Genomic DNA, 20,581 nt, shown 5'->3' on the forward strand with positions numbered 1-20,581 from the left:
TTTGCCTTATCGTGAAGGCGGCAGGTCCAGTTGAAGCGCGAGATCCTTCAAGAACCGCCGGTAGAGAACCACACCCATGTAAGCCATTTTGGGGGCGCTATACTTGTTGTTCACGAAGCCCCACCACGAACTGGAGCAACACACCGTGTTGCGCGCGGCGCGCCACACTTCGTAGAAATGGGCATTCTCGGGCTTGTATCTGACCCCGCCCGATTGCTCGTAGCTTTGGAGGAAGTTTTCCCAATCCCCGTCATCTGTCACGAACTGGCGGAAATAGGCCAAGTCCTCGACCGGATCACCGAGGTGGCAAAACTCCCAATCGAGCAGGGCGGTAATCTTGCCTTCATCGACCAGGATGTTTGTGAAGCTGATATCCGCGTGAACGATGGCGATACGATCAATGTGGGCGGGGATATTGGCGAGCAGCCACTCGAAAGCGTTCTCGAGAACGAAGGACGGCTCCACCATGTGCCGCTCCCAGCGATCCTTCCACCACAAGACATAGTCGCGCAGTTGTTGTTGAGGGTCCGCAGCGGGCACGAGGCCCGACCGTTCGGGCGGCAGGGAGTGCAGCCGCGCTACCAGTTCGCCCAATTGTTTCCAGATTGCATCGCGCTTCTGTTTGTTGGGCTCGGCGACATCATACTGGGTGATGCCGGTAACCAGTTCCGAGATAAGAAACGGCTGGCCCAGAAACTCGACATCCTCGATGCAGGCAATCGGCCGCGCGACGCCGACATTCTCGGCATACATTCGCTGGAGCAACGCATACTCGTCCAGAACGGTGTAGCCGTTGGGGCCAAAGGGCATGTCCCGGCGGATCACGGTTTTCCGAAGAATGCCTTCGGCGTCCTCATAATCGAAAAAGAAGCTGTCCTTGGAAAAACCTCCGGCGATGCGTTCGATCCGCACGGTCTTCCCGCCGCCGAATTTCGCCGCGAGCAGCACGTCCATCCGCTCGGGCGTCGCCTCGATCTCCTGCTGACCGATCTGCTGGAGCGAGACATTGAATGTCTCTTCTACGGCAGCGGGTTCCCTGAAAAGGCGCTCCGCTTCGGTTTGGCGATTGTGATCGGCGCGCGGATTGCGGGTCTCGTCTGCGACATAGCCCAGAATTTCGGACCACATTCCCGCAATCATCTTGGCCTTGTTCGACTGCAGTTCGATCCCGATTTCGCTCACGAGGTCGCGTTGCAATGCTGCAAGCAGCTTTGCGCCGATCACGTTGCCTTGCGACACCTGCCTGCCCCCCGAACCTGCGGGCCATTGTGGCCTCGTCCAGCGGGATGTCGCATAGTGAGGCGCGTCCCTGCACTAGCACTTTGCAGCAGCGTCGCTCTCGGCTTGCCTCTCGGCAACTTCGGCGTCGATGCCTTGGCGGCATCGCAAGGGCAGCTTTCCACCCACAATCAGACGTTCCAGCCGAACGCAGCAAATCCTAAAAGCGGCCAGTTTGACCATGGGCCAATATGAGGGGTTCGAGGCAGCCACGCTACACAGTGTGGTCAATCCATCGCCCCGACGCACCTATCGCCTTATCCCTCGTATCAAGCATGGGCCAAGGGTGGGATAGTGGTGGAGGTGACGCCAGCCGTCTCCCGCCCCTCACTCTCCCGCTGCAACACCACCGCCCGGCACCGCATCCGCCGGGTTGTGCTTGGCGAGGAAGGCTTCGAGCGCGTCGTACCACTGCTTCTCGTTCGCGGCGGTCGAGAAGCTGTGGCCCTCGTCCTTGATCACCAGCGTCTGCGGCGGCATCGGCGCGCTGCGGGTGGCCTTCTCGAAGGCGTTGTACTGGCTGAAGGGCACGACCACGTCCTTGGTCCCGTGGGCCAGCAGCAACGGGCGCGACAGGCTCGCCGCCCGTTCGAGCGGGGAGACCTGCTTCATGTCCTGCACGCCCTGCCCGCGCACCTTGTCGCGCCAGCGCTTGAAGCCCGCACGGCTGAAGAAGCTGCGGTCATAGCGCAGGATGCGGTCGAAATCGGTCACCCCGGCCCAGCTCGCTCCGCAGCGGTATCTTTCGGGATTGCGCAGCACCGCAAAGATCGCCGCATAGCCGCCATAGGAGCCGCCCACCACGCAGACGCGCCCCGGATCGGCCAACCCCTCGGCCACGGCCCAGTCCATCGCATCGTCGAGATCATCCTGCATCGCGCGGCCGATCTGGCCGGTGCCGAGCTCGAAGAAGGCATCGCCATAGCCGCCCGAACCGCGATAATTGGGCTGGAGCACGGCATAGCCGCGATTGGCGAGCAGCTGCACTTCGTCGTTATAGGCGAGCTTGTCGCGGATCCCGTAAGGTCCGCCGTGGGGCATGATGATCAGCGGCAGGCGCTTGGCCTCGCGCCCGCGCGGCAGGGTGAGATAACCGCGGATCACGGTTCCGTCGCGCGCGGTGTATTGCACCGGCCTCGGCTTGGCGAGCTGGCGGATATCGAGGCTGGGCCGGTATTGCGACACCTCGTCCATCTTGCGCGCGGCCGGATCGTAGAAATAGAGCACGCCGGGATCGGCCTCGTTGCCGGCCCATACCAGCATGCGCGATCCATCCTTGGCGCGGCTCGGCACCCATACCTCGACATCGCCGAGCGCGCGGCGCAGGCTGGCGTGCTGCTTGGCGACGGCTGGATCGAAGTAGTGCACCTCGTCGCGATCGGCGGTGAAATAGGCCGCATAGGGCACCCCGTCGCGCATGGTGACGCTGTCGATATCCCATTCGGGATGTTCGTAGATGGTGGCGATGGTCTCGCGCGTGGCGAAATTGAAGCGCCTGAGGCCGACCCGCCCGGTCTCGCCTTCGGACAGGACATAGCCTTCGTCCGAACCATTGATGATCTGGAGCGCGTCCCAGAAGCGGTCGGCGGCGTCGCCCTCCTTGAGGCGCGCGACGAATTCGAGCGGGCCGGTGGCGCTGGAGCGGTAGTAGATCCGCAGCCTGCCATCCTTCGAGCCGGTGCCCATGCGCACCACGCCCTGATTGTCGGCGGTCCAGTTCCACACCCCGTCGCGCGATTCCTGCACCGTGGTGACCTTGCCGCCCGGCTCCAGCTCGTGGCGCATCACGGAAGGGTAGTCATAGATGGTCTTCTGGATCGCGACGAGGACGTGCGAGCCGTCCTCGTCGATGTGGATGACATTGTCGCCCTCCACCACATCCGAACGGCGGACCAACGGGGTCATGCTGCCGTCGCTCAGCTTGACGAGGATCAGGCGGGTATAGCGCACCTCCTCGCCGAAGAAGGTGCCTGCGGTCGAGACCGACACCAGCAGCTTGTCGTTGGTGACCCATTGGTACCATTCGAACTGATCGGCCGGATCGGTGCCGAAGGCGTGCAGGCGCTTCTTGGCGACAATGTCGGCAATCACGAACTGGGTGTCGCCCGCGCTTTTGCGCAGGAAGGACAGCATCGACCCGTCAGGCGAGATCTGCGCGTCCCAGAAGGCCGCGCGTCCGGCAAAGTCACCGGTGGCGATCAGCGGTGGCGGGGCTTCGGTGGCAGGCGCGGCTGCGGACGCGGGTTCCTGTGCAGCCAGAGCGGCGGGCACAGCCAGACCAAGTCCGGCCAGCGGTATCGCCGCCGCCAGCGTGCCGAAAAGTCTCTTCACCGTGATGCCCCCTGCCCCGTACCTGATTCGCCAAGCCTATGAAACAGCGCAACAAAGGCAAGCACAATGCGACGGTTTGCGGGTTACTCCGGCGTCTTTAGCCGGTGACGAGCAATTCCTCGATCTGGCCGAGGCGTTCCTTGCCGAAGAACATCTCGGTGCCGTCTACCCACATGGTGGGGATGCCGAAGGCACCGCGCGCGACGGCGGCTTCGGTGCTGGCGATCAGGCCCTGCTTGACTTCGTCGCTCTGGGCGCGCGCGAACAGATCTGCGGCGTCGAAACCGGCCGCGCTCACCACAGCGCCGATCGCTTCGGGCGAGGAAATGTCGAGCCCCTCTTCCCAGATTGGACGCAGCAGGCATTCGGCAAACTGCACCCCGCGCCCGTCCTGGCAGGCAGCAAACAGCATGCGCTGGAGCAGGATCGAGTTGAACGGAAATTGCGGGTGCAGGCGATACTTGGTGAGCCCGTGCTTCGCGATGAAGCGCTGCATCTCCAGCATCGCATAGTCGTTCTTGCCCTTCACCTCGGCGTCGCGGATCATCGGCGGGGCATTGCCGGTGAGCTTGTGCATGCCGCCAAGGAACACCGGCACGATATCAAGGCTTGCCTCGTGACGATCGAGCAGTTCGCGCAGCGGCCACCACACCAGATAGGCATTGGGGCTGACGAAATCGAACACCAGTTCGACGCGATGCGGCATTTTGTCTTCCTCCCTATTCGGGCGGCTCGGCCACCAGATCGTGGAAGCCCTCCATCAGCTCGGCCCGCCCGATGGGGCGCGTTGTTGCACCCGGTTCGATCCGGTGCAAGCTGTAGCGCAGATCGAGGGTGATGAGCGTGTAGAGCGCCTCGGCCGCTTCCGGGCGGTCGGTGAAGAAATGGTTGTTCCACTCGATCACCAGCTTGGGGCGATAGGCCCACAGCGTCTCGCGCGCGCCGGCAAGCACATCGGCTTCCGATCCCTCGACGTCGATCTTGATCAGGTCGATCCGGTCGGGATTGAACTCGGCGAAAATGTCGTCGAGCGTGCGGGTCGCGACCTTGGCGGGGGTGACGGTCTCGCCATAGCGTTCGCGTGCCGCCTCGGCGATGTGGGGCAGCAGAGTGTTGCCGCCCTTGCGGTTGCCGAACTGGTGCAGCACCGCCTCGCCCCGTTTCGCGCCCGCCGCGAAGCGCAGCGATGTGGTGCGTTCCTCGAAGCCGTTCATCGCCACGCTTTCGAACAGCAGCGGGAAGATGTCGGGCGAAGGCTCGATCGCGAACACGCTCCCGCGCGGGCCGACCTTTTCGGCGGCAAATATGGTGTAGGTGCCGAAATTGGCGCCGACATCGACGAAGGTTGCGCCCGGTTTCAGCAGATTGCCGATCACCGTGGTGAGATTGCGATCGAACCAGCCGTCGCGAATAAGGTGCGGGACGATCCCCGTGTCCGCCCCGTCGACCAGCATGAGGTGGCCGAAAGCGGTCTCCAGCAGCACGCGGCCCTGCCCGACATAGCTGGCTGCCATGCGCTGCGAGGCGAGCCGCACGCCGCCGATGGTGTTGTCGCGGTGGGCATCGCCCATGGCCGCCAGCAGCGCGTCAGCCGAGATGATGTGCGGATCATCCGCAGCGAGCGGAGCACCGCTCGCCGAAAGCACGAGAAACACCTCGTTGGCAAAGCTCGTCACATGGGTATCAAGCGCGGCGCGGAGCAGATCGGCGGTCACTTCCTCCAGCCGACCCTTGTGCAGCACCAGCGCCGCCGGAACCGCGCCATCAGGGGCATTGTGGATGGTGCGGCAGCCGGGCAGCAGGCCTTCAAACCCGAGCGCGGCAAAAACCGCCTCCCCCGCAAGGCCAAGACCGGTGACATGGGCGGCCGCAGCCTGCCAGAAAGGATCGTTTTCGGGTTGCATGGCAAACGGATAGCCGTTCGCGGGAGGCTGCGATAGGGCCTTGGAGGATTTGCCTCCATTCTGGCCCCGTTATCAGATTCCCGCCGCGCTGAGCGCCTGATCAAGGTCTTCGGTGAGGTCCGCGATATCCTCGAGCCCGACATTGATCCGCAGCAGGCCTTCGGTCACGCCCATGGCCGCGCGCGCCTCATCACCCATGTTGGCGTGGGTCGAGGAGGCCGGGTGGCACATCAGGCTGCGCGCATCGCCGATATTGTTGGAGATATCGACGAGCTTCAACGCATCGAGCACGGCAAAGGCGCGCGCCCGCGTGCCGACATCGAGCGCGAAGATCGGACCGGTCGCGTCCATCTGCGCCATCGCCATGGCGTGGCGCGGGTGGCTCGGCAGGCCGGGGTGGAGCAGATGCCCGCCCGCCTTCAGCACGCGCGGTTCGAGGAACTGGCCGAGCGCGACGGCCTGTTCGGACTGCTTGAAGGCGCGCAGGGGCAGCGTCTCCAGCCCCTTCATCACCACCCATGCGTTGAAGGCCGAAAGCGTCGGGCCGGTGTTGCGCTGGAAGGGCATCAGCACCTCGTCGATCCACTGCCGCGAAGCACAGATCGCGCCCGCCAGAACGCGCCCTTGCCCGTCCATCAGCTTGGTGGCGGAATAGGCCACCACATCCGCGCCGAACTGCATCGGGCGCTGCAAAACGGGCGAGGCAAAGGCATTGTCGACCACGCTGGTGATGCGATGCGCACGGGCGAGCCCGCACACGTAAGCCAGATCGACAATGTCGAGCGTCGGGTTGGCCGGGGTCTCGAAGAAGAACACCTTGGTATTGGGCCGGATCGCGGCCTCCCAGGCGGCATTGTCGGCGCTGTCGATGACAGTGGTCTCGATCCCGAACTTGGGCAGCAGGGTGTCGACCAGCCAGCGGCACGAGCCGAAGGCGGCGCGCGCGGCAACGACGTGATCGCCTGCCGAAAGCTGGCACAGCAGCGCGGCGGTCATCGCGGCCATGCCGCTTGCCTGGGTGCGGCAGGCCTCGGCCCCTTCCATCAGCGCGATGCGTTCTTCGAGCATGGCGACCGTGGGGTTCTGGAGGCGCGAATAGGTCATGCCCTGCGCGGTGCCGGCAAAGCGGTCCGCCACGGTCTGGGCATCGTCGTAGGTATAGCCCGAGGTGAGGAACAGCGCCTCGCTGGTCTCGCCATGTTCGGAGCGCCAGGTGCCGCCGCGCAATGCGCGGGTTGCGGGGCGCCATTTCTTGGTGGCGGAGCGGTCCATGCCGGTGGTCTTCTTCATGGCGCGGGGCTTTAGGCGGCTGCGAGCCCGCTCGCAAGCAGGCCGTCGCGCGCGCTGGCCTCATGTCCGATGGCCGAGAGCATCAGCGTCCCCTCGATCAGGGTGAGGAGATAGCGCGCGCCGCCGGCGGGATCGGGATCGCCTTCGGGCATCTGCCCTTCGAGCCAGCCGAGCAGCTCGCCCATCATCGCCTGCGCGGCGGGGCGATAGCCTTCTACCCCGCGCGCCGAGCCCGCGACGATCTCCCACCACAGCTGCATGAAGGGACGCATCTCGGGCGCGCGGGCATGCTGGAGGATGCGCGCCAGCGCCTGTCCGCGCGTCGCCGCCCGCTCGCCCGCCAGCGCGGCATCGAGCGCCCCCGCATAGGAGCGTGCAAGAAAGCCGAGCAGATCGGTGATCAGCGCCTCCTTGGAGCCGAAATGATAGAGCAGCATCCGGTCCGAGGTGCCTGCAGCCTTGGCCAGCGGCCGCAGGCTCGCCTGCCCCAGCCCGGAGCCAAGCACATGGCTTGCCAGCAGGGGCAACAGGGTCTCCCGCGACATCGGGGGCTTTTTGGAAAGGCGCGCCATGGTGGCTCTTGTAGCAGGCGCTACATTTAGCTACAAGCCAGCGTAGCAGTCGCTACAATTGTGCCGGAGATTCGCCGATGCCTGACCTTCCGCTCCCTTTCCTCGCGCTCATGATCGGCGGGCTGGCCTGCGCTCTTGTAGCAATCGCTACAGTGCTGCTGCGCCCCGCGGCCAGCGGCAATCCGGTGCTGGCGGCAGCGCTGGCGGCAGGCTTTTCCGCCTTCACCGCGATCACCATCTGGGCCGAGGGCGTCTGGCCGGTCGTGATCAACCACACCAGCAACCTGTGGGGCGTGCAGGTATGGTGGGACCTGTTGTTTTCGCTCACCATCGCGCTGTTCCTGATCGCCCCGCGCGCCCGAGCGGCGGGCATGAACCTGCTGCCCTGGACCCTGTTCGTCGTCGCCACCGCGAGCATCGGCCTGCTCGCCATGTGCGCCCGCCTGTTCTGGCTCGAACGGGCCGCAGCGCAACCGGCGAAAAGCTGAGCAAGCATCGGCGCCGCAGGCGTCGCAAGCACGAACGGGCGCCCGCAGCGACGCTGGCGCAGCCAGCATGAGCGAGGATTTCGCACGCAGGATGGCGTGCGGAAAACAAAAAACCTATCTTGCCCACGGCCGCCGCGCTCCCTAATCGGCGCGGCCATGGCCGAGGCGCACGCGTCATCCTCTCCCGCCGCCACCCCGCCCCCGCGCCCGCGTGATCCGCTGGCGTGGTGTCTCGCGCTGACCGGCATCTATGCCCTGCTGGCCGGATGGCGGCTGGCGATCCCGTCCGAGCCGTTCTTCGACGAGGTGCACTACATCCCTGCCGCCCGCGCGCTGCTTGAAGTCGCGCAGGGCGGGCATGTGGCCTATTTCAACCGCGAGCATCCGCTGTTCGGCAAGGAGATGATCGCGATCGGCATGGCGCTGTTCGGCGATACGCCGCTCGGCTGGCGGTTCATGCCTTGGGTCGCGGGCGTGCTGGCCTGTTTCGCCGGGGTGCGCGCGATGTGGCACGCCAGCGCCGACCGCTTTGCCACGCTCGCCTTCGGGGTGTTGCTGGCGACGGGTTTTCACCTCTTCATCCATTCGCGCATCGCCATGCTCGACATCTTCATGGCGAGCGCACTGATGGTGGCGACATGGCAATTCGCAGCCGCCTGCGCCCAGCCCGAGACCGGCCGCCGCCGCCTGGCGCTCACCGGCATCGCACTGGGCTGTGCGATGGGGGCCAAATGGAACGCGATTGCCCTTGCCATGCTGCCCGGCCTCACCTTCTTCATCGCCCGCGCGCTGGCCGGGCGCCGCCGCCTGCTGTTCTCGCGCCGCGGCGCGCCGGTGCCGGGGGTGACGCTGGTGGAGGCCTTCGTGTGGCTCGGCATCCTGCCGCTTGCCACCTATGCGGCGACCTTCGTGCCGGGCTATTTTCTCGGTGAATATCTCCACCCCTCGCCGCTCGCCGAGAAAGGCCTGATCGGTTTCCACGCCGAGATCCTGTCCTTGCAGCAACAGGTCCTGAAGCCGCACCAGTACATGAGCACCTGGCCGCAATGGGTGCTGAACACCCGCGCGATCTGGTACATGTACGAGCCAATCGACGGGGCGCAGCGCGGGGTGCTGCTGATCGGCAATCCGCTGACCATGCTGGCGGGGCTTCCGGCGGTCGCATGGTGCCTGTGGCACGGGGCGTGGCAGCGCGACTGGGCGCGGCTGGGAGTGGCTATCGGCTACGCAGCGAGCCTCGGCCTATGGGTGATCGCGCCCAAGCCGGTGCAGTTCTACTACCACTATTTCGTGCCGAGCTGCTTCCTGCTCGCAGCGCTCGCGCTGGCCTGCAGCGATCTGCACAAGTGGCAGCGCACGCGCTGGCTCGGCTGGGGCATTCCGGCTGCCGCTGTGGCCGTGTTCGCGTGGTTCTTCCCGATCATCGCCGCCCTGCCGCTGGCCGGCAAGATGAGCTACACCCACTGGATGTGGCTCGACGGGTGGAGGTGAGTATAGCGCACGCTGTCGCAGGCGGAGCTATCGGCGGTGCAGCCGCCGCAAGGCCGAACGGCCGCCCGCAGCGTCGCGGCCGTCAGGCCGCGTGAGCGAGGAAATCGCACGCCGGATGGCGTGCGGAAATCAAAAACGACCCCACACGAAGCGGCTCGAGAGGGCATAGTTCCACACCGAACCGACCACGATGCCGGCCAGCGCCGCGAGCGCCCAGAATACGCCTTCGCCCTCGAGGAAGGTCGCAATCGCGACATTGGCGAAGGCCCCCACCGCGCAGGTCAGGACAAAGCCAAGCCAGCCCTTGAGCAGCGCGCCGGCCCCAACCAGCCGCTTGTCGCGATAGGTCAGCCAGTTGTTGAGCCAGAAGTTGAAGCTCATCGCCACCAGCACCGCGCCGGTCTGCGCCAAGGCAAAGCCCTCGCCCAGCGCGAAGAACAGGAGGCTCAGCACAACGAAGTGCACGCCCACACCCAGCGCGCCGACAGTGCCGAACAGGGCAAAACGGGTCGGGATCACCTTGCCGAAGGTCTTATCGTAAAGCCCGGCGAGGAAATCGAACAGGATGGCACGGTCCAGCTTGCTTTCTCCTTCGCGCCTTGCCGCGAAATTGAGGGGGAATTCCTTGACCCGCATCGGCGCGTCAGCAGTCGCCAGCAGATCGAGCAGGATCTTGAAACCGATCCCCGAAAGGCGCGGCACCAGCGCACGGGCGGCGCTTGCGGGGAGCATGAAATAGCCGCTCATCGGATCGGTCAGGGCAACCCCGGTGATCTTGCGGGCCAGCGCATTGGCATAGGTCGAGAGCTTCTCGCGCTCGGGCGCGGCCCATTCGGCGGTGCTGGCCCCTTCGGCAAATCGGCTGGCGACGCAGATTTCCGCCTCACCCGATTTCAATGCGGCGAGCATGCCGGGGAGCAGCGCGGGATCGTGCTGGTGATCAGCATCCATCACGGCCACGAAAGGCGCGGCGGTGGCGCAGAAACCCTCGATCGCGGCGCTGGCGAGACCGCGGCGACCGATGCGCTGGATCACCCGCACGCGCGGGTCGACAAGCGCGAGCGCGCGCGCCTCGTCGGCGGTGCCGTCCTTGCTGTCATCATCGACGATGATCACTTCCCACACGGCCGCCGCGCCGATCGCGCGGTCGATCCGCTCGACCAGCGGGCCGAGATTGCCGCGCTCGTTGAGCGTGGGCAGGATGATGGCAAGGTCGAGGCTCATGGGCGATTGCCCCGCTTCTGCAGGGCGCACGGCGCTTGCAGGCGCGCGTTCGAGAATGGCTTGGTCCATGCCCCGTGGATGCCCGATAATGCTTTATAAACCATAACTGGCGCGCCGGATTTCGCGGGTTACAGCCGTTCGCGCACAGCGGCGCCGATGGCAGCCGTGCCGTAGGTGCCGCCCAGATCGCCGCCGAGGATCCCGTCCGCCAGCGCCTTGCCGACCGCCACCTCGATCCGGTCCGCCTCGGCTTCGCGGCCGAAGGAGTGGCGCAGCATCATCGCTGCCGAAAGGATCGTCGCCATCGGATTGGCCTTGCCCTGCCCCGCAATATCGGGCGCGCTGCCGTGGATCGGCTCGTAGAGGCCGAAAGTGCCGAAGGCGGTGGTGCGCTCGCCCAGCGAGGCCGACGGCAGCAGCCCGATCGAGCCGACCGCGGCGCTGGCAAGATCGGACAGGATGTCGCCGAACAGATTGCCGGTCAGCACCACGCCGAAACGCTCGGGGTGGCTCACCACCTGCATCGCGGCATTATCGACATACATGTGATCGAGCGCCACTTGCGGATAATCACCCGCCACCTCGATCACGACATCGCGCCACAGCTGGCTGGTTTCGAGCACATTGGCCTTGTCGACACTGGTGAGCGGCAGGCCCGAAGTCGCCGCCGCGCGGAAGGCGACATGGGCGATGCGGCGCACTTCGTGTTCGCAATAGGACATCGAGTCCCAGCCCTCATGCTCCCCCGCCTCGCTGACGCGGCGGCCCTTGGCACCGAAATAGACGTCGCCTGTCAGCTCGCGCACGATCAGCATGTCGAGCCCGGCGGCAATATCGGCGCGCAGGGGCGAGAGGTGCTCGAGCCCTGCAAACACCCGCGCCGGACGCAGATTGGCGAACAGGCCGAGGTGCTTGCGCAGGCCGAGGATCGCCTGTTCCGGGCGCAGGTGACGCTCCAGCGTGTCACAGGAGGGGTCGCCCACCGCGCCGAACAGGATCGCGTCCGCCTCGCCCGCCAGATCGAGCGTCTCTTGCGGCAGGGGATGGCCATGACGCTTGTAGGCCACGCCGCCGACATCGCCTTCCAGCAGGGTGAGGCCGGGCAGCGACAGGGCTTCGAGCACGCGCACCGCCTCTGCGGTCACTTCAGGGCCGATCCCGTCGCCGGGCAGGACTGCAATCTTCATCGCGGGAGACATCTTTCACGTGATCCGGGCGAGCCGCTCGGTCAGCAGCTTCCGCGCGGCCATAACATCGCGTCTGCGACCTGCAAGCAGCGAGTTCGCCAGAGGTGCCTCGAGCGCGGCGAGCGCGGCCAGCTGGGCGGCGAAATCCGCGCCCGGATCGGGCCGGGCAGCGCCATAGCCCATTTCGGCGAGCAGCATCGTCTCATAGGCGACCAGCCCCGCCGCCCAGCCCCGCGCCGAGGGGGCGACCGCAATCGCGGCGAGCAGCGCGTCGAGCGCCTCGTAGAGCGCGGGCGCGGCATAGCGTTCGGGCAGCGCTGCGGCGGTCAGCCCGCAGGCCCACTGGATCGCGGCGGCAGGCAGCGGCTCGGTCATGAGAGCAGCGCGCGAATGTTCGAGTTCGAGCCTGGCGAAGGGCAACTGGTTTGCCGAGCGTACGGCGAGATCAAGCGCGACGCGGTTGCCCGGCACCATCACCGCCCGCAATTGCCGCCCGCGCCCGCCAGCGACATAGGCGGCCACAAGCCCGTGCTCGGCAGTCAGCAGGCGCGCGATCACGCCCGTCTCGCCGTGTGCGCGGGTGCTCAGCAGAATGGCGGGGCTGCGCAGGTTCATTGCTGATCCCCGTCACCCCTGCGCAGGCAGGGGTCCATCAGAGGCCCGTTGCCCTGCTCAGCCATTGAGCGTCTCGAACAGATCAAGCCAATCGGGATTTTGCTGGCGGACCAGCTTCAGTTTCCACTGCCGCTTCCACCGCTTCATCGCCTTTTCGCGGGCAATGGCGTCAGTGATCGCTTCATGGCGTTCAGTGTAGACCAGCCGGGTGAGGCCGAACCTGCGGCAGAATTCCGAGCCGCGTCCTTCACGATGGGCGAATACACGCGCGGCGAGATCAGCTGTCACGCCGATGTAGAGCGTGCCGTGCGGAGCATTTGACATGATGTAGACCCAGCCACCCATGGCACCTTTGATAGAGGCGTCGGGGCCTGCTCGCCAGCTTATCTGGGCCCCTGCCTGCGCAGGGGCGACGGTAAAGACTACTTTTTCTTGGCTTCCAGCGCAGCCAGCCGCGCTTCGAGCGCATCGGCCTGTTCGCGGGCCTTCTGCGCCATCGCCTTGACCGTCTCGAACTCCTCGCGGGAGACGAAATCGATCCCGCCCAGCGCCTCGCGCAGCCGCTCGCGCGCGCCTTCGCGCGCCTCGCGGGTCATGCCCGCCATGGTTCCGGCGGCGCTGTTGGCGATTTTGACAAGGTCGGCGATGATCGGGTTCTGGCTTTGCATTTTTTCTTTTTGGGGAGGCTTGCCCTGAAGTGCAAGCCTCTCCTCGCTCACGCGGCCTGACGGCCGCATCGCTGCGGGCGGCCGGTCGGCCTTGCGGACGTGCTTCGCCGTCCGGACATCGCCACACGTCACTGTTGCTGGGTTAGATCTGCACCCGGGTTTCCGCGCCGCTGTCGCCGCGGGCACCGCCTTCAGGGTTCTCTTGAATAAAGGCGTAATTGAGCACCCCGGCAAAGCACAGCCAGCCGAAATAGGGCAGCAGCAGCAGCCCCGCCGCGCGGCGCACGCGCCACACCAGCACCAGCGCCGGCACCATCAGCACCGCGGCCGCGATGATGATGTAAAGCCCGCTCCACATGTCCTGCATCCCGAAGAACACCGCGCTCCAGCTCTGGCTGACCATGAACTGCACCGCAAAAGCCCCGAGCGCGAGCCCGCGTCCGGCCGCGCCCCAGGCGCTTGCCACCAGCGCCAGCGACAGGCCGATCAGCACGAACAGCGCGGTCCACACGATCCCGAACACCACCGGCGGCGGGAAGATCGCAGGCTTCACCAGCCCGGCGAACCACGGGGTCAGCGGACTGCCGAGCTGGCCTGCGGTAAAGCCGATCAGCATCACCAGCGGCACCAGAAACAGCGCCCAGCGCAGGAAACTCGCCCGCAATTGCGCTTTGGAAGCAAGGACGTTCATCATTTCTCCGTGTCCGGTGGCGGGGCCGATTCTGCCGCGCCGCTTGCATGGGACACGTGCGATACCAGAGCCCCGCACCAGCGCCAAACGCTTGGCAGCACATGGCCGCAAAACCTGCAAGCCAGCGCAAACCGCCCAAAAAAAGGCACTATGCCCAATTTTGTCCAAAAAGCGGCAAGAAAGGCTTGGGGCTTGGCGCAAAGCTCTGCTAGATGCTGCCTTAATCCTGCCGTGATTCGGAAGCGTGGTGGCGGTAGGATGTAAAACTAGCCAAGCGCTTCCGCTCATTACGGGCTGTTTTTGCAGTCCAAAAAGGGAATTAAAACCATGAAGAAGACCTTTGCGCTCGCCGCCGTCCTCGCCCTCGGCGTTGTTGCTTGCTCGCCGGCCGCTGAAGAAGCGACCGACACCGCTGCTGACGAAACCGCTGTGACCGAAGACGCCATGGCCACCGAAACCCCGGCTGCTGAAGCTGCTGCGACCGAAACCCCGGCCGCTGAAGCTGCTGCCACCGAGACCCCGGCTGCCGAATAATCCCTAGGGGATTACCGGTTCCGGTCTCAGGATCGGAAAACCAGGTTCAAGAAAGGCCGGTAGCAACCTTCGGGTTGCTGCCGGTCTTTTCTTTTGGGCGTCGCCCTAACCGAGCGCCCCAAGCACGACCGCAGCGCCAAGCGCGACGGCAAGCAGCGCTGCGATGATGATACCCTTGTTCTTCATCAGACTTGCTCCCCCAAAGTGGTGCGGCGGGCGCTGATCAGGAATTCGATATTGCCCTGCGGCCCGGTGATCGGGCTTTCCACGATCCCCTCGATAGACCACCCCAGCTCTTCGAGCCAGCCGCGCACCTCCTCGCACACGCGCGTGTGGAGCACAGGGTCGCGCACCACCCCGCCCTTGCCCACTTCCTCGCGCCCGACTTCGAATTGCGGCTTGATCAGCGCGACCAGCTGGCACGGCGTCGCCGCCAGCCGGAGCGGCACCTCCAGCACCTTGGCCAGCGAAATGAAGCTCGCATCGCACACCACCCAGTTGCAGGGCCGGTCGAGGTGCTCAGGCGTCAGCAGACGGGCGGAAAGCTGTTCGAGCACGGTAACGCGCGGGTCTTCGCGCAGTTTCCATGCGAGCTGGTTGGTGCCGCTGTCGACGCAGAACACATGGGCCGCGCCGTGGGTGAGCAGCACATCGGTGAAGCCGCCGGTGGACGAACCGATATCCATCACAGTCGCGCCTGCCGGATCGAGCCCGAAATGGGCGATGGCGTGAGCGAGCTTGATACCACCACGGCTCACCCAGGGATGATCGCGCCCGCGCACATCGAGGATCGCGTCCTCGGCGAGCTGGTGGCCGGGCTTGTCGATCTTGGTCTCGCCCGCAAACACCAGCCCGGCCATCACCAGCGCCTGCGCACGCGCACGACTTTCGGCGAGGCCACGCTCGACCAGCAGCTGATCTACGCGGCGCTTTTGCGCTTTCGGGGGACGAGGTGGGTGCTCGGGCATGGACAAGACCAGCCCCTAGCGCGCAAAGTGGGGGGATGAAAGCCGCTCTGCCTCTTCTCGCAATCGCCGCGCTTGCTGCCTGCGCGCCGGCGGCCAAAGCCCCCGTTTCGGCTCCTGCGCCGGTCGCACGGCCAGCACCGGCACGGCCCGCACCGCCGCCACCGCAGGCGCCGCTCGCCAGCGACTGGATGGATGCGGCGCTGTCGCCGGGAGCGTGGATCTATCAGAACTTCGGCGAAGGCATGGGTCGGCGCGCGCTGTTCTCCGATCCGGATGACACCTTCTATTTCAGCCTGTCCTGCGCGACGGGGCCGGAGGGCCGCTCGGTCATTTTTACCCGTACCGGAGCGCCGGCAAAACCCGATCTGGCGATGACGATCCGCACGGAAACCGCGCAGGTCACGCTCCCGGCCAAGCGCTTCGGGGCACAGATCACCATGGCCTCGGTCTCGGCATACGACCCGCTGCTTGACGCGATCGCCCTGTCCAAGGGGCGATTTGCGGTCGAGGTGGAGGGCGAGACGACGCTCTATCTGCCGACATGGGCCGAAGTCAGCCGCCTGGTCGAGGATTGTAGGAGTTGAAGCCGGACGCAGCATTTTCGCTCTGATCTCGGACCCGCAGGGTCCGCGAGGCCACGCGGCCGAGCCGCAGGTGCCCGTTGCGCAGCGAAGGAACAGCACCGAGAACGTGCCCGCGGAGGCAGGCACGCAAACGAAGGCTCCACCCGATTCTATACATTAATATCCACAGGCCTGCGCACAGCCTGTCCACATCCGGCAGCACCAATGAAAAACGCCCGAGGTTTCCCTCAGGCGCGGCCGGCTCCGGTATGACGCAGCGAGCGAGGATTATGACGCGGGAAAAGATTTATACAAGTCTTGTGGAAGCCCCCGCGATGAATCACATTGATCCTTGAGGCCAGCGGCGAACGCGGCTCTCGGCCCCCGGTGAAGCGCGGGGTCTGGCTCACAAGCGCGAAAGGAGGTGATCCGATGTCTCATGGTTCAGTAGCGAGGTCGGTGAAGATCCCTACGGAGCATACTCGGTAATCCTCTGTCTGAGTAAGGCACCGTGAGCGGCACTTCCGGCCGCTGACCATGAAAGGGCGTCTCCACCGACGGGCTGGAGGCGCCCTTTTCATTTGTGCTTTTGTATTTCGCTCGCCCCTCCGGGCGAGCGTCCTCGGCGAGCTTCCTTCGCTTCGCTCCGGATCGCCTGCGGCTCGCGCGCGTGCGCTCGCGGTCGCTGCGCGACCGAACCAGCGCGATCCTTCGCCTTGTCCGGGTCATTCCAACACTGATCTTGCCCTGTGACGCGCGCAGCATTACGCGCATTTCATGCAATTCACCCGCCTGCCCCACCCCTCGCCCACGCCCGATCACGTCCGCGCGGAGCTGATTGCCGATCCTGGTTTCGGGACGGTGTTCACCGATCACATGGTGGTGATCGACTATGACGAGGCATTGGGCGGCTGGCAGACGCCGACCATCGGCCCGCGTCAGCCGATCCCGCTCGATCCGGCGGCGAGCGTGCTGCACTATGCGCAGGAAATCTTCGAGGGGATGAAGGCCTATGCCCATCCCGAAGGCGGGCTCTCGCTGTTCCGCCCGGAGGCCAACGCCGCCCGCTTCAACGCCAGCGCGCGGCGCATGGCGATGCCCGAAATCCCGCAAGAGACCTTTATCGCCGCGGTGCGCGAGGCGGTGCTGGCGGACGCGAACTGGCTCCCCCCGATCGCGGGCGGCGCGCTCTATATCCGGCCCTTCATGTTCGCCTCCGAAGCCTTCCTCGGCGTGCGTCCGGCCAAGCAATACAAGTTCGTCGTGATCATCTGTTCGGTCGGCAACTACTTCAAGAAGGGCGTGAACCCGGTGAAGATCTGGGTCGCGCAGGATTACACCCGCGCCGCCCCCGGCGGCACCGGCGCGGCCAAGACCGGCGGCAACTACGCCGCATCGCTGGTTCCGCAGGCCCAGGCGACCGCCCATGGCTGCGATCAGGTGGTGTTCCTCGATGCCAAGGAGCACAAGTGGGTCGAGGAGCTGGGCGGTATGAACCTGTTCTTCGTGCGCGCCGACGGCTCTGTCATCACCCCGCCGCTGACCGGCACGATCCTCCCGGGCATCACCCGCGACAGCCTCATCGCGATGCTGCGCGAGGAAGGCCTCACCGTGCGCGAGGAGCCTTACTCGATCGACCAGTGGCGCGAGGAAGCGGCGAGCGGCATGCTGCTCGAGGTCATGGCCTGCGGCACCGCGGCAGTGGTCACGCCGGTCGGGACCGTGGCCTCGCCCGAGGGCGAGTTCCACATCGGCGCGGGCGGGATCGGCCAGATGACGTCCAAGATGCGCGAGCGGCTCGTCGGCGTGCAGAACGGCCAAATCGCCGACAGCCACGGCTGGGTGATGCGGGTCTAGGCCCATGGTAAAGCCGTTACGGAAATCGTGGTGGCGCGAGGCTATAGTGGTGGCTGCTGTTCTCGCCTTGGGAATGGCGGGGCTGCGGGTGCTGTCCGAATACCGCACGGCAGAAATGCGCAAACAGAAGCCCGAAATTGCGCATGGCAGGCTTATCAAGACCGTAATTGGATCGGGCCGCCGCCTGGCTGAAGGGCGCTCGATTCTGGTCGCGCTACCGGACGGGGCGGCGCGATACCTTCCGCTGAGCGACAGAGATGATCAAGGCTGCGAGGTCGGAAGTCGGGTCGCGTTGGAACGACGCGGGACCAGCTTTATGCTTGCCCCGATCGTGTGCCCGGATGCGCGAGCGGGTGATCGGTGACCGCCGACCTTCACACAGCGTCCGGCATCATAGTCGCCGCGCTCTACCAGTTCACGCGGTTTGACGATCCCGAGGCTCTGCGCGCGCCCCTGCTCGCCGCGTGCGATTTGGCGGAGATCAAGGGCACGCTGCTGCTCGCCCGCGAGGGGATCAACGGGACGATTGCGGGCGCGCCAGAGGGCTTGGAAGCCGTCCTCGTCCATATCCGCGCGCTGCCGGGCTGCGAGAGCCTCGACGTGAAGTTCTCGGACGCGCCCGAAATGCCCTTCGGCCGGATGAAGGTGCGGGTAAAGCGCGAGATCGTCACCATGGGCGAGCCGGATATCGACCCCACACTTGTCGCGGGCACCTATGTCGATCCGCATGACTGGAACGCGCTGATCGCGGACCCTGATACCCTCGTGATCGACACGCGCAACGACTACGAAGTCGCGATCGGCAGTTTCGCGGGCGCGGTCGATCCGGCGACGCCGTCTTTCCGCGATTTTCCCGCATGGTTCCGCGACAACCGCGAGGAACTGCTGGCGGGGAAAAAGAAGGTCGCCATGTTCTGCACCGGCGGCATCCGCTGCGAGAAATCGACCAGCTTCCTGCGGTCCGAAGGCGTCGAGGAGGTCTATCACCTCAAGGGCGGGATCCTGAAGTATCTCGAGCAAGTGCCACAAGACCAGTCCCTGTGGCAGGGCGAATGCTTCGTCTTCGACGAGCGCGTGAGCCTCGGACACGGGCTTGCCCAAGGCACCCACTCCCGCTGCCAGCCTTGCGGGCGGCCCTTCCCGCTGGGCGAGGCCTGTCCGGTGTGCGGGCCTGCCCCAACCGCAACATAAGGCCCCGCGCCGTGAGCCTGCCCGTCCTCTATTCCTTCCGCCGCTGCCCCTATGCCATGCGGGCGCGCTTGGCGCTGTGGGCGGCGGGCGTGACGGTGGAATTGCGCGAGGTAAAGCTCGCCGCCAAACCACCCGCGCTGGTTGCAGCGAGCCCCAAGGCGACCGTGCCGGTGCTGGTGCTTTCCGACGGACAAGTGATCGACCAGAGCCTCGACATCATGCGCTGGGCTTTGGCGCAAAGCGATCCCGAGGGCTGGCTGGCTGGCGATGATGCAGCGCTGATCGCCACCAATGACGGAGTGTTCAAGCACCACCTCGACCGCGCGAAATATCCCGGGCGCTATGACGAGGACGGCGTGACCGATCACCGCGCGGCTGCCCTCGCATTGCTCGCACCGCTGGAAGAGCGGCTGGCCGATGCGCCTTTCCTATGCGGGGAAACCCGCACGCTTACCGATATCGCGCTTGTCCCCTTCATCCGCCAGTTCGCCGCGATTGACCCGGCATGGTTCGCCGCGCAAGGCTTGCCGCGCTTGCAAATCTGGCTCGACACCCTGCTCGCCTCCGAGCTGTTCGCGGCCGTCATGCCGAAGTTTGCGCCATGGCAGGAAGGCGACGCGCCGGTGCTGTTCGGGCCCTAGCACCCCAGCCTCTCCCGGAAGGAATCGACCAGCCAGCTTGCCGCAGGGCCGAGCCGCGTGTCGCGCCGCCACAGGGCATTCAAGGTGTAATGCGCGCCGGGTTTCTCCGGCAGATCGAGCTCCACCAGCGCTCCGCTCGCCAGATCGCCCGCCACCATGCCGCGCGGCATATTGCCCCAGCCCAGCCCCTCCTTCAGCAGCGCATGCTTGGCGCCAAGGTCCCCCAGCCGCCATGTCAGCGGGCTGAGGACGGAAAACTCGCGGCCCTCGGTCAGAGGTGATCGGTCGGTGAGGACGAGTTGCAGGTGACGGCGGCTTTCGCCCGGAGCCACGCCGGCCCGCGCGAGGGGGTGGAAGGGCGCTGCGACGGGAATCAGATCGACCGCGCCCACCGCCTGGCGTTCGAGCGAGGGCTGATCGCCGATCACCGGCCCGCCGATGGCAAGGTCTGCCTCGCCACCGATCAGGCAGGCGGCGACCGCGCCCAGCCCCTCGATCCGGAGCGTGAGCGCGCAGGTCGGGAACATCTGGCGGAAGGCGCCCAGCACCTGCGCGGTGACCTCGCCCGGCATCATGACGTCGATCACCAGCGTCAGCGACGGCTCCTGCCCGGCATGGAGCGAGCGCGCCTTGGCGAGCAGCGCGTCGACCCCGTCGGCGACGGAGCGCGCTTCGGCCAGCAGACCCTCGCCCGCCGCCGTCAGCACCGGACGGCGCGAGCCTTCGCGGTCGAACAGGGTGAGCGCGAGCGCCGCCTCCAATTGCGCGATGCCATAGGAGATTGCCGAGATTGCCCGCCCGCTCGCCCGGGCCGCGCCGCCGAAGCTGCCGTGTTCGGCGACGGCGATGAAGATGCGCAATTGATCGAGCGTGGGTTCACCGAGCTTCATGGGCAAGCATCAAGCCGTTCGTGTCGAGCGCAGTCGAGACACCAGTGCATGCGCCTCTCGACTGCGCTCGAGGCGAACGGGGAATGGCTAGGAATGGCCGTCATCATTCCTGTTTGTTCGGATAATCCGAACATCTTGGCAAGTTTTATCGCACTTATCAGTTTGCCTGTGTCAGCCTATCTCCGCTGCAACGCTCTC

General features: G+C 65.8%; 22 protein-coding genes. 8 read left to right on the top strand and 14 right to left on the bottom strand.

Translation table 11 applies throughout. The features are described from left to right. Positions 1 to 6 precede the first annotated feature (6 nt). The 6 genes from RSE14_RS04670 to RSE14_RS04695 all read right to left on the bottom strand — a co-directional run bounded on the left by RSE14_RS04670 (position 7) and on the right by RSE14_RS04695 (position 7,348). Complete coding sequence (locus RSE14_RS04670) at positions 7 to 1,239, bottom strand: phosphotransferase family protein (protein ID WP_324076072.1); 1,233 nt, start codon at positions 1,237 to 1,239, stop codon at positions 7 to 9. Between the two features lie 366 nt (positions 1,240 to 1,605). Beyond that, the gene (locus RSE14_RS04675) at positions 1,606 to 3,609 is read right to left on the bottom strand and encodes an alpha/beta hydrolase family protein (RefSeq protein ID WP_324076073.1); all 2,004 of its coding nucleotides are present in this window, start codon (positions 3,607 to 3,609) and stop codon (positions 1,606 to 1,608) included. Between the two features lie 97 nt (positions 3,610 to 3,706). Then, entirely contained in the window at positions 3,707 to 4,315 is a 609-nt protein-coding gene (locus tag RSE14_RS04680; protein WP_324076074.1) for a 2-hydroxychromene-2-carboxylate isomerase, read from the bottom strand. A gap of 13 nt (positions 4,316 to 4,328) precedes the next feature. Next, on the bottom strand, positions 4,329 to 5,513 hold the full coding sequence (locus RSE14_RS04685) for an FkbM family methyltransferase (protein WP_324076075.1): 1,185 nt from the start codon (positions 5,511 to 5,513) through the stop codon (positions 4,329 to 4,331). 72 nt (positions 5,514 to 5,585) lie between these two features. Beyond that, positions 5,586 to 6,803, bottom strand: coding sequence for a trans-sulfuration enzyme family protein (locus tag RSE14_RS04690; RefSeq protein WP_324076076.1), 1,218 nt, complete (start codon positions 6,801 to 6,803; stop codon positions 5,586 to 5,588). Positions 6,804 to 6,814: 11 nt separating this feature from the next. Next, positions 6,815 to 7,348: a TetR family transcriptional regulator gene (locus RSE14_RS04695; RefSeq protein ID WP_324076077.1), complete on the bottom strand. Its 534-nt coding sequence runs from the start codon at positions 7,346 to 7,348 to the stop codon at positions 6,815 to 6,817. Between the two features lie 104 nt (positions 7,349 to 7,452). Here RSE14_RS04695 and RSE14_RS04700 point away from each other — a divergent pair, with 104 nt between their 5' ends. Together RSE14_RS04700 and RSE14_RS04705 are read left to right on the top strand one after the other, a co-directional pair. Further along, on the top strand, positions 7,453 to 7,863 hold the full coding sequence (locus tag RSE14_RS04700) for a hypothetical protein (RefSeq protein ID WP_324076078.1): 411 nt from the start codon (positions 7,453 to 7,455) through the stop codon (positions 7,861 to 7,863). Positions 7,864 to 8,019: 156 nt separating this feature from the next. After that, the gene (locus RSE14_RS04705) at positions 8,020 to 9,354 is read left to right on the top strand and encodes a phospholipid carrier-dependent glycosyltransferase (RefSeq protein ID WP_324076079.1); all 1,335 of its coding nucleotides are present in this window, start codon (positions 8,020 to 8,022) and stop codon (positions 9,352 to 9,354) included. 129 nt (positions 9,355 to 9,483) lie between these two features. Here RSE14_RS04705 and RSE14_RS04710 read toward each other — a convergent pair whose 3' ends face one another. The 6 genes from RSE14_RS04710 to RSE14_RS04735 all read right to left on the bottom strand — a co-directional run bounded on the left by RSE14_RS04710 (position 9,484) and on the right by RSE14_RS04735 (position 13,742). Further along, a complete protein-coding gene (locus tag RSE14_RS04710; protein ID WP_324076817.1) occupies positions 9,484 to 10,578 on the bottom strand; it encodes a glycosyltransferase in 1,095 nt (364 codons plus the stop codon). Positions 10,579 to 10,706: 128 nt separating this feature from the next. Beyond that, positions 10,707 to 11,765, bottom strand: a complete 1,059-nt coding sequence (gene leuB, locus RSE14_RS04715) for a 3-isopropylmalate dehydrogenase (RefSeq protein ID WP_324076080.1) — start codon at positions 11,763 to 11,765, stop codon at positions 10,707 to 10,709. Between the two features lie 15 nt (positions 11,766 to 11,780). Then, positions 11,781 to 12,380: a DNA repair protein RecO gene (gene recO / locus RSE14_RS04720; protein ID WP_324076081.1), complete on the bottom strand. Its 600-nt coding sequence runs from the start codon at positions 12,378 to 12,380 to the stop codon at positions 11,781 to 11,783. Positions 12,381 to 12,437: 57 nt separating this feature from the next. After that, positions 12,438 to 12,725: a GIY-YIG nuclease family protein gene (locus RSE14_RS04725; protein WP_324076082.1), complete on the bottom strand. Its 288-nt coding sequence runs from the start codon at positions 12,723 to 12,725 to the stop codon at positions 12,438 to 12,440. Between the two features lie 77 nt (positions 12,726 to 12,802). Further along, positions 12,803 to 13,048: an accessory factor UbiK family protein gene (locus RSE14_RS04730; protein WP_324076083.1), complete on the bottom strand. Its 246-nt coding sequence runs from the start codon at positions 13,046 to 13,048 to the stop codon at positions 12,803 to 12,805. A gap of 142 nt (positions 13,049 to 13,190) precedes the next feature. Further along, the gene (locus RSE14_RS04735; RefSeq protein WP_324076084.1) at positions 13,191 to 13,742 is read right to left on the bottom strand and encodes a TspO/MBR family protein; all 552 of its coding nucleotides are present in this window, start codon (positions 13,740 to 13,742) and stop codon (positions 13,191 to 13,193) included. Positions 13,743 to 14,066: 324 nt separating this feature from the next. Between RSE14_RS04735 and RSE14_RS04740 the strand changes: the two genes are divergently transcribed. After that, on the top strand, positions 14,067 to 14,273 hold the full coding sequence (locus RSE14_RS04740) for a hypothetical protein (protein WP_324076085.1): 207 nt from the start codon (positions 14,067 to 14,069) through the stop codon (positions 14,271 to 14,273). A 185-nt stretch (positions 14,274 to 14,458) separates the two neighbouring features. On the opposite strand, the gene RSE14_RS04745 is transcribed toward RSE14_RS04740, so the two are convergent. Further along, positions 14,459 to 15,241 carry a TlyA family RNA methyltransferase gene (locus tag RSE14_RS04745; RefSeq protein ID WP_324076086.1) on the bottom strand — a complete coding sequence of 261 codons (783 nt, stop codon included), beginning with the start codon at positions 15,239 to 15,241 and terminating at the stop codon, positions 14,459 to 14,461. A 35-nt stretch (positions 15,242 to 15,276) separates the two neighbouring features. On the opposite strand from RSE14_RS04745, the gene RSE14_RS04750 reads away from it, so the two are divergent. The 5 genes from RSE14_RS04750 (at position 15,277) to RSE14_RS04770 (ending at position 19,493) form a co-directional block, all read left to right on the top strand. Next, positions 15,277 to 15,825: a hypothetical protein gene (locus tag RSE14_RS04750; protein ID WP_324076087.1), complete on the top strand. Its 549-nt coding sequence runs from the start codon at positions 15,277 to 15,279 to the stop codon at positions 15,823 to 15,825. Positions 15,826 to 16,581: 756 nt separating this feature from the next. After that, on the top strand, positions 16,582 to 17,661 hold the full coding sequence (locus tag RSE14_RS04755) for a branched-chain amino acid aminotransferase (RefSeq protein ID WP_324076088.1): 1,080 nt from the start codon (positions 16,582 to 16,584) through the stop codon (positions 17,659 to 17,661). 49 nt (positions 17,662 to 17,710) lie between these two features. Then, entirely contained in the window at positions 17,711 to 18,025 is a 315-nt protein-coding gene (locus tag RSE14_RS04760) for a hypothetical protein (protein WP_324076089.1), read from the top strand. Next, on the top strand, positions 18,022 to 18,852 hold the full coding sequence (locus RSE14_RS04765; protein WP_324076090.1) for an oxygen-dependent tRNA uridine(34) hydroxylase TrhO: 831 nt from the start codon (positions 18,022 to 18,024) through the stop codon (positions 18,850 to 18,852). Before RSE14_RS04760 ends, RSE14_RS04765 begins: the two co-directional genes overlap by 4 nt. An 11-nt stretch (positions 18,853 to 18,863) precedes the next feature. Continuing rightward, complete coding sequence (locus RSE14_RS04770; protein ID WP_324076091.1) at positions 18,864 to 19,493, top strand: glutathione S-transferase; 630 nt, start codon at positions 18,864 to 18,866, stop codon at positions 19,491 to 19,493. Here RSE14_RS04770 and RSE14_RS04775 read toward each other — a convergent pair. Then, positions 19,490 to 20,383 carry a LysR family transcriptional regulator gene (locus RSE14_RS04775; protein WP_324076092.1) on the bottom strand — a complete coding sequence of 298 codons (894 nt, stop codon included), beginning with the start codon at positions 20,381 to 20,383 and terminating at the stop codon, positions 19,490 to 19,492. The two genes, RSE14_RS04770 and RSE14_RS04775, sit on opposite strands and share 4 nt — an antisense overlap. Positions 20,384 to 20,581 lie beyond the last annotated feature (198 nt).

It is taken from the genome of Erythrobacter sp. (assembly GCF_035194505.1).
In the GTDB taxonomy this organism is placed as follows: Bacteria; Pseudomonadota; Alphaproteobacteria; order Sphingomonadales; family Sphingomonadaceae; genus Erythrobacter.

What these genes read in the sequence shown, in the direction of transcription:
- RSE14_RS04680 (WP_324076074.1), bottom strand. Translation starts at nt 4,315, where the DNA reads ATGCCGCATCGCGTCGAACTGGTGTTCGATTTCGTCAGCCCCAATGCC.
- RSE14_RS04685 (WP_324076075.1), bottom strand. Translation starts at nt 5,513, where the DNA reads ATGCAACCCGAAAACGATCCTTTCTGGCAGGCTGCGGCCGCCCATGTC.
- RSE14_RS04690 (WP_324076076.1), bottom strand. Translation starts at nt 6,803, where the DNA reads ATGAAGAAGACCACCGGCATGGACCGCTCCGCCACCAAGAAATGGCGC.
- RSE14_RS04695 (WP_324076077.1), bottom strand. Translation starts at nt 7,348, where the DNA reads ATGTCGCGGGAGACCCTGTTGCCCCTGCTGGCAAGCCATGTGCTTGGC.
- RSE14_RS04700 (WP_324076078.1), top strand. Translation starts at nt 7,453, where the DNA reads ATGCCTGACCTTCCGCTCCCTTTCCTCGCGCTCATGATCGGCGGGCTG.
- RSE14_RS04705 (WP_324076079.1), top strand. Translation starts at nt 8,020, where the DNA reads ATGGCCGAGGCGCACGCGTCATCCTCTCCCGCCGCCACCCCGCCCCCG.
- RSE14_RS04710 (WP_324076817.1), bottom strand. Translation starts at nt 10,578, where the DNA reads ATGAGCCTCGACCTTGCCATCATCCTGCCCACGCTCAACGAGCGCGGC.
- leuB (WP_324076080.1), bottom strand. Translation starts at nt 11,765, where the DNA reads ATGAAGATTGCAGTCCTGCCCGGCGACGGGATCGGCCCTGAAGTGACC.
- recO (WP_324076081.1), bottom strand. Translation starts at nt 12,380, where the DNA reads ATGAACCTGCGCAGCCCCGCCATTCTGCTGAGCACCCGCGCACACGGC.
- RSE14_RS04725 (WP_324076082.1), bottom strand. Translation starts at nt 12,725, where the DNA reads ATGGGTGGCTGGGTCTACATCATGTCAAATGCTCCGCACGGCACGCTC.
- RSE14_RS04730 (WP_324076083.1), bottom strand. Translation starts at nt 13,048, where the DNA reads ATGCAAAGCCAGAACCCGATCATCGCCGACCTTGTCAAAATCGCCAAC.
- RSE14_RS04735 (WP_324076084.1), bottom strand. Translation starts at nt 13,742, where the DNA reads ATGATGAACGTCCTTGCTTCCAAAGCGCAATTGCGGGCGAGTTTCCTG.
- RSE14_RS04740 (WP_324076085.1), top strand. Translation starts at nt 14,067, where the DNA reads ATGAAGAAGACCTTTGCGCTCGCCGCCGTCCTCGCCCTCGGCGTTGTT.
- RSE14_RS04745 (WP_324076086.1), bottom strand. Translation starts at nt 15,241, where the DNA reads ATGCCCGAGCACCCACCTCGTCCCCCGAAAGCGCAAAAGCGCCGCGTA.
- RSE14_RS04750 (WP_324076087.1), top strand. Translation starts at nt 15,277, where the DNA reads ATGAAAGCCGCTCTGCCTCTTCTCGCAATCGCCGCGCTTGCTGCCTGC.
- RSE14_RS04755 (WP_324076088.1), top strand. Translation starts at nt 16,582, where the DNA reads ATGCAATTCACCCGCCTGCCCCACCCCTCGCCCACGCCCGATCACGTC.
- RSE14_RS04775 (WP_324076092.1), bottom strand. Translation starts at nt 20,383, where the DNA reads ATGAAGCTCGGTGAACCCACGCTCGATCAATTGCGCATCTTCATCGCC.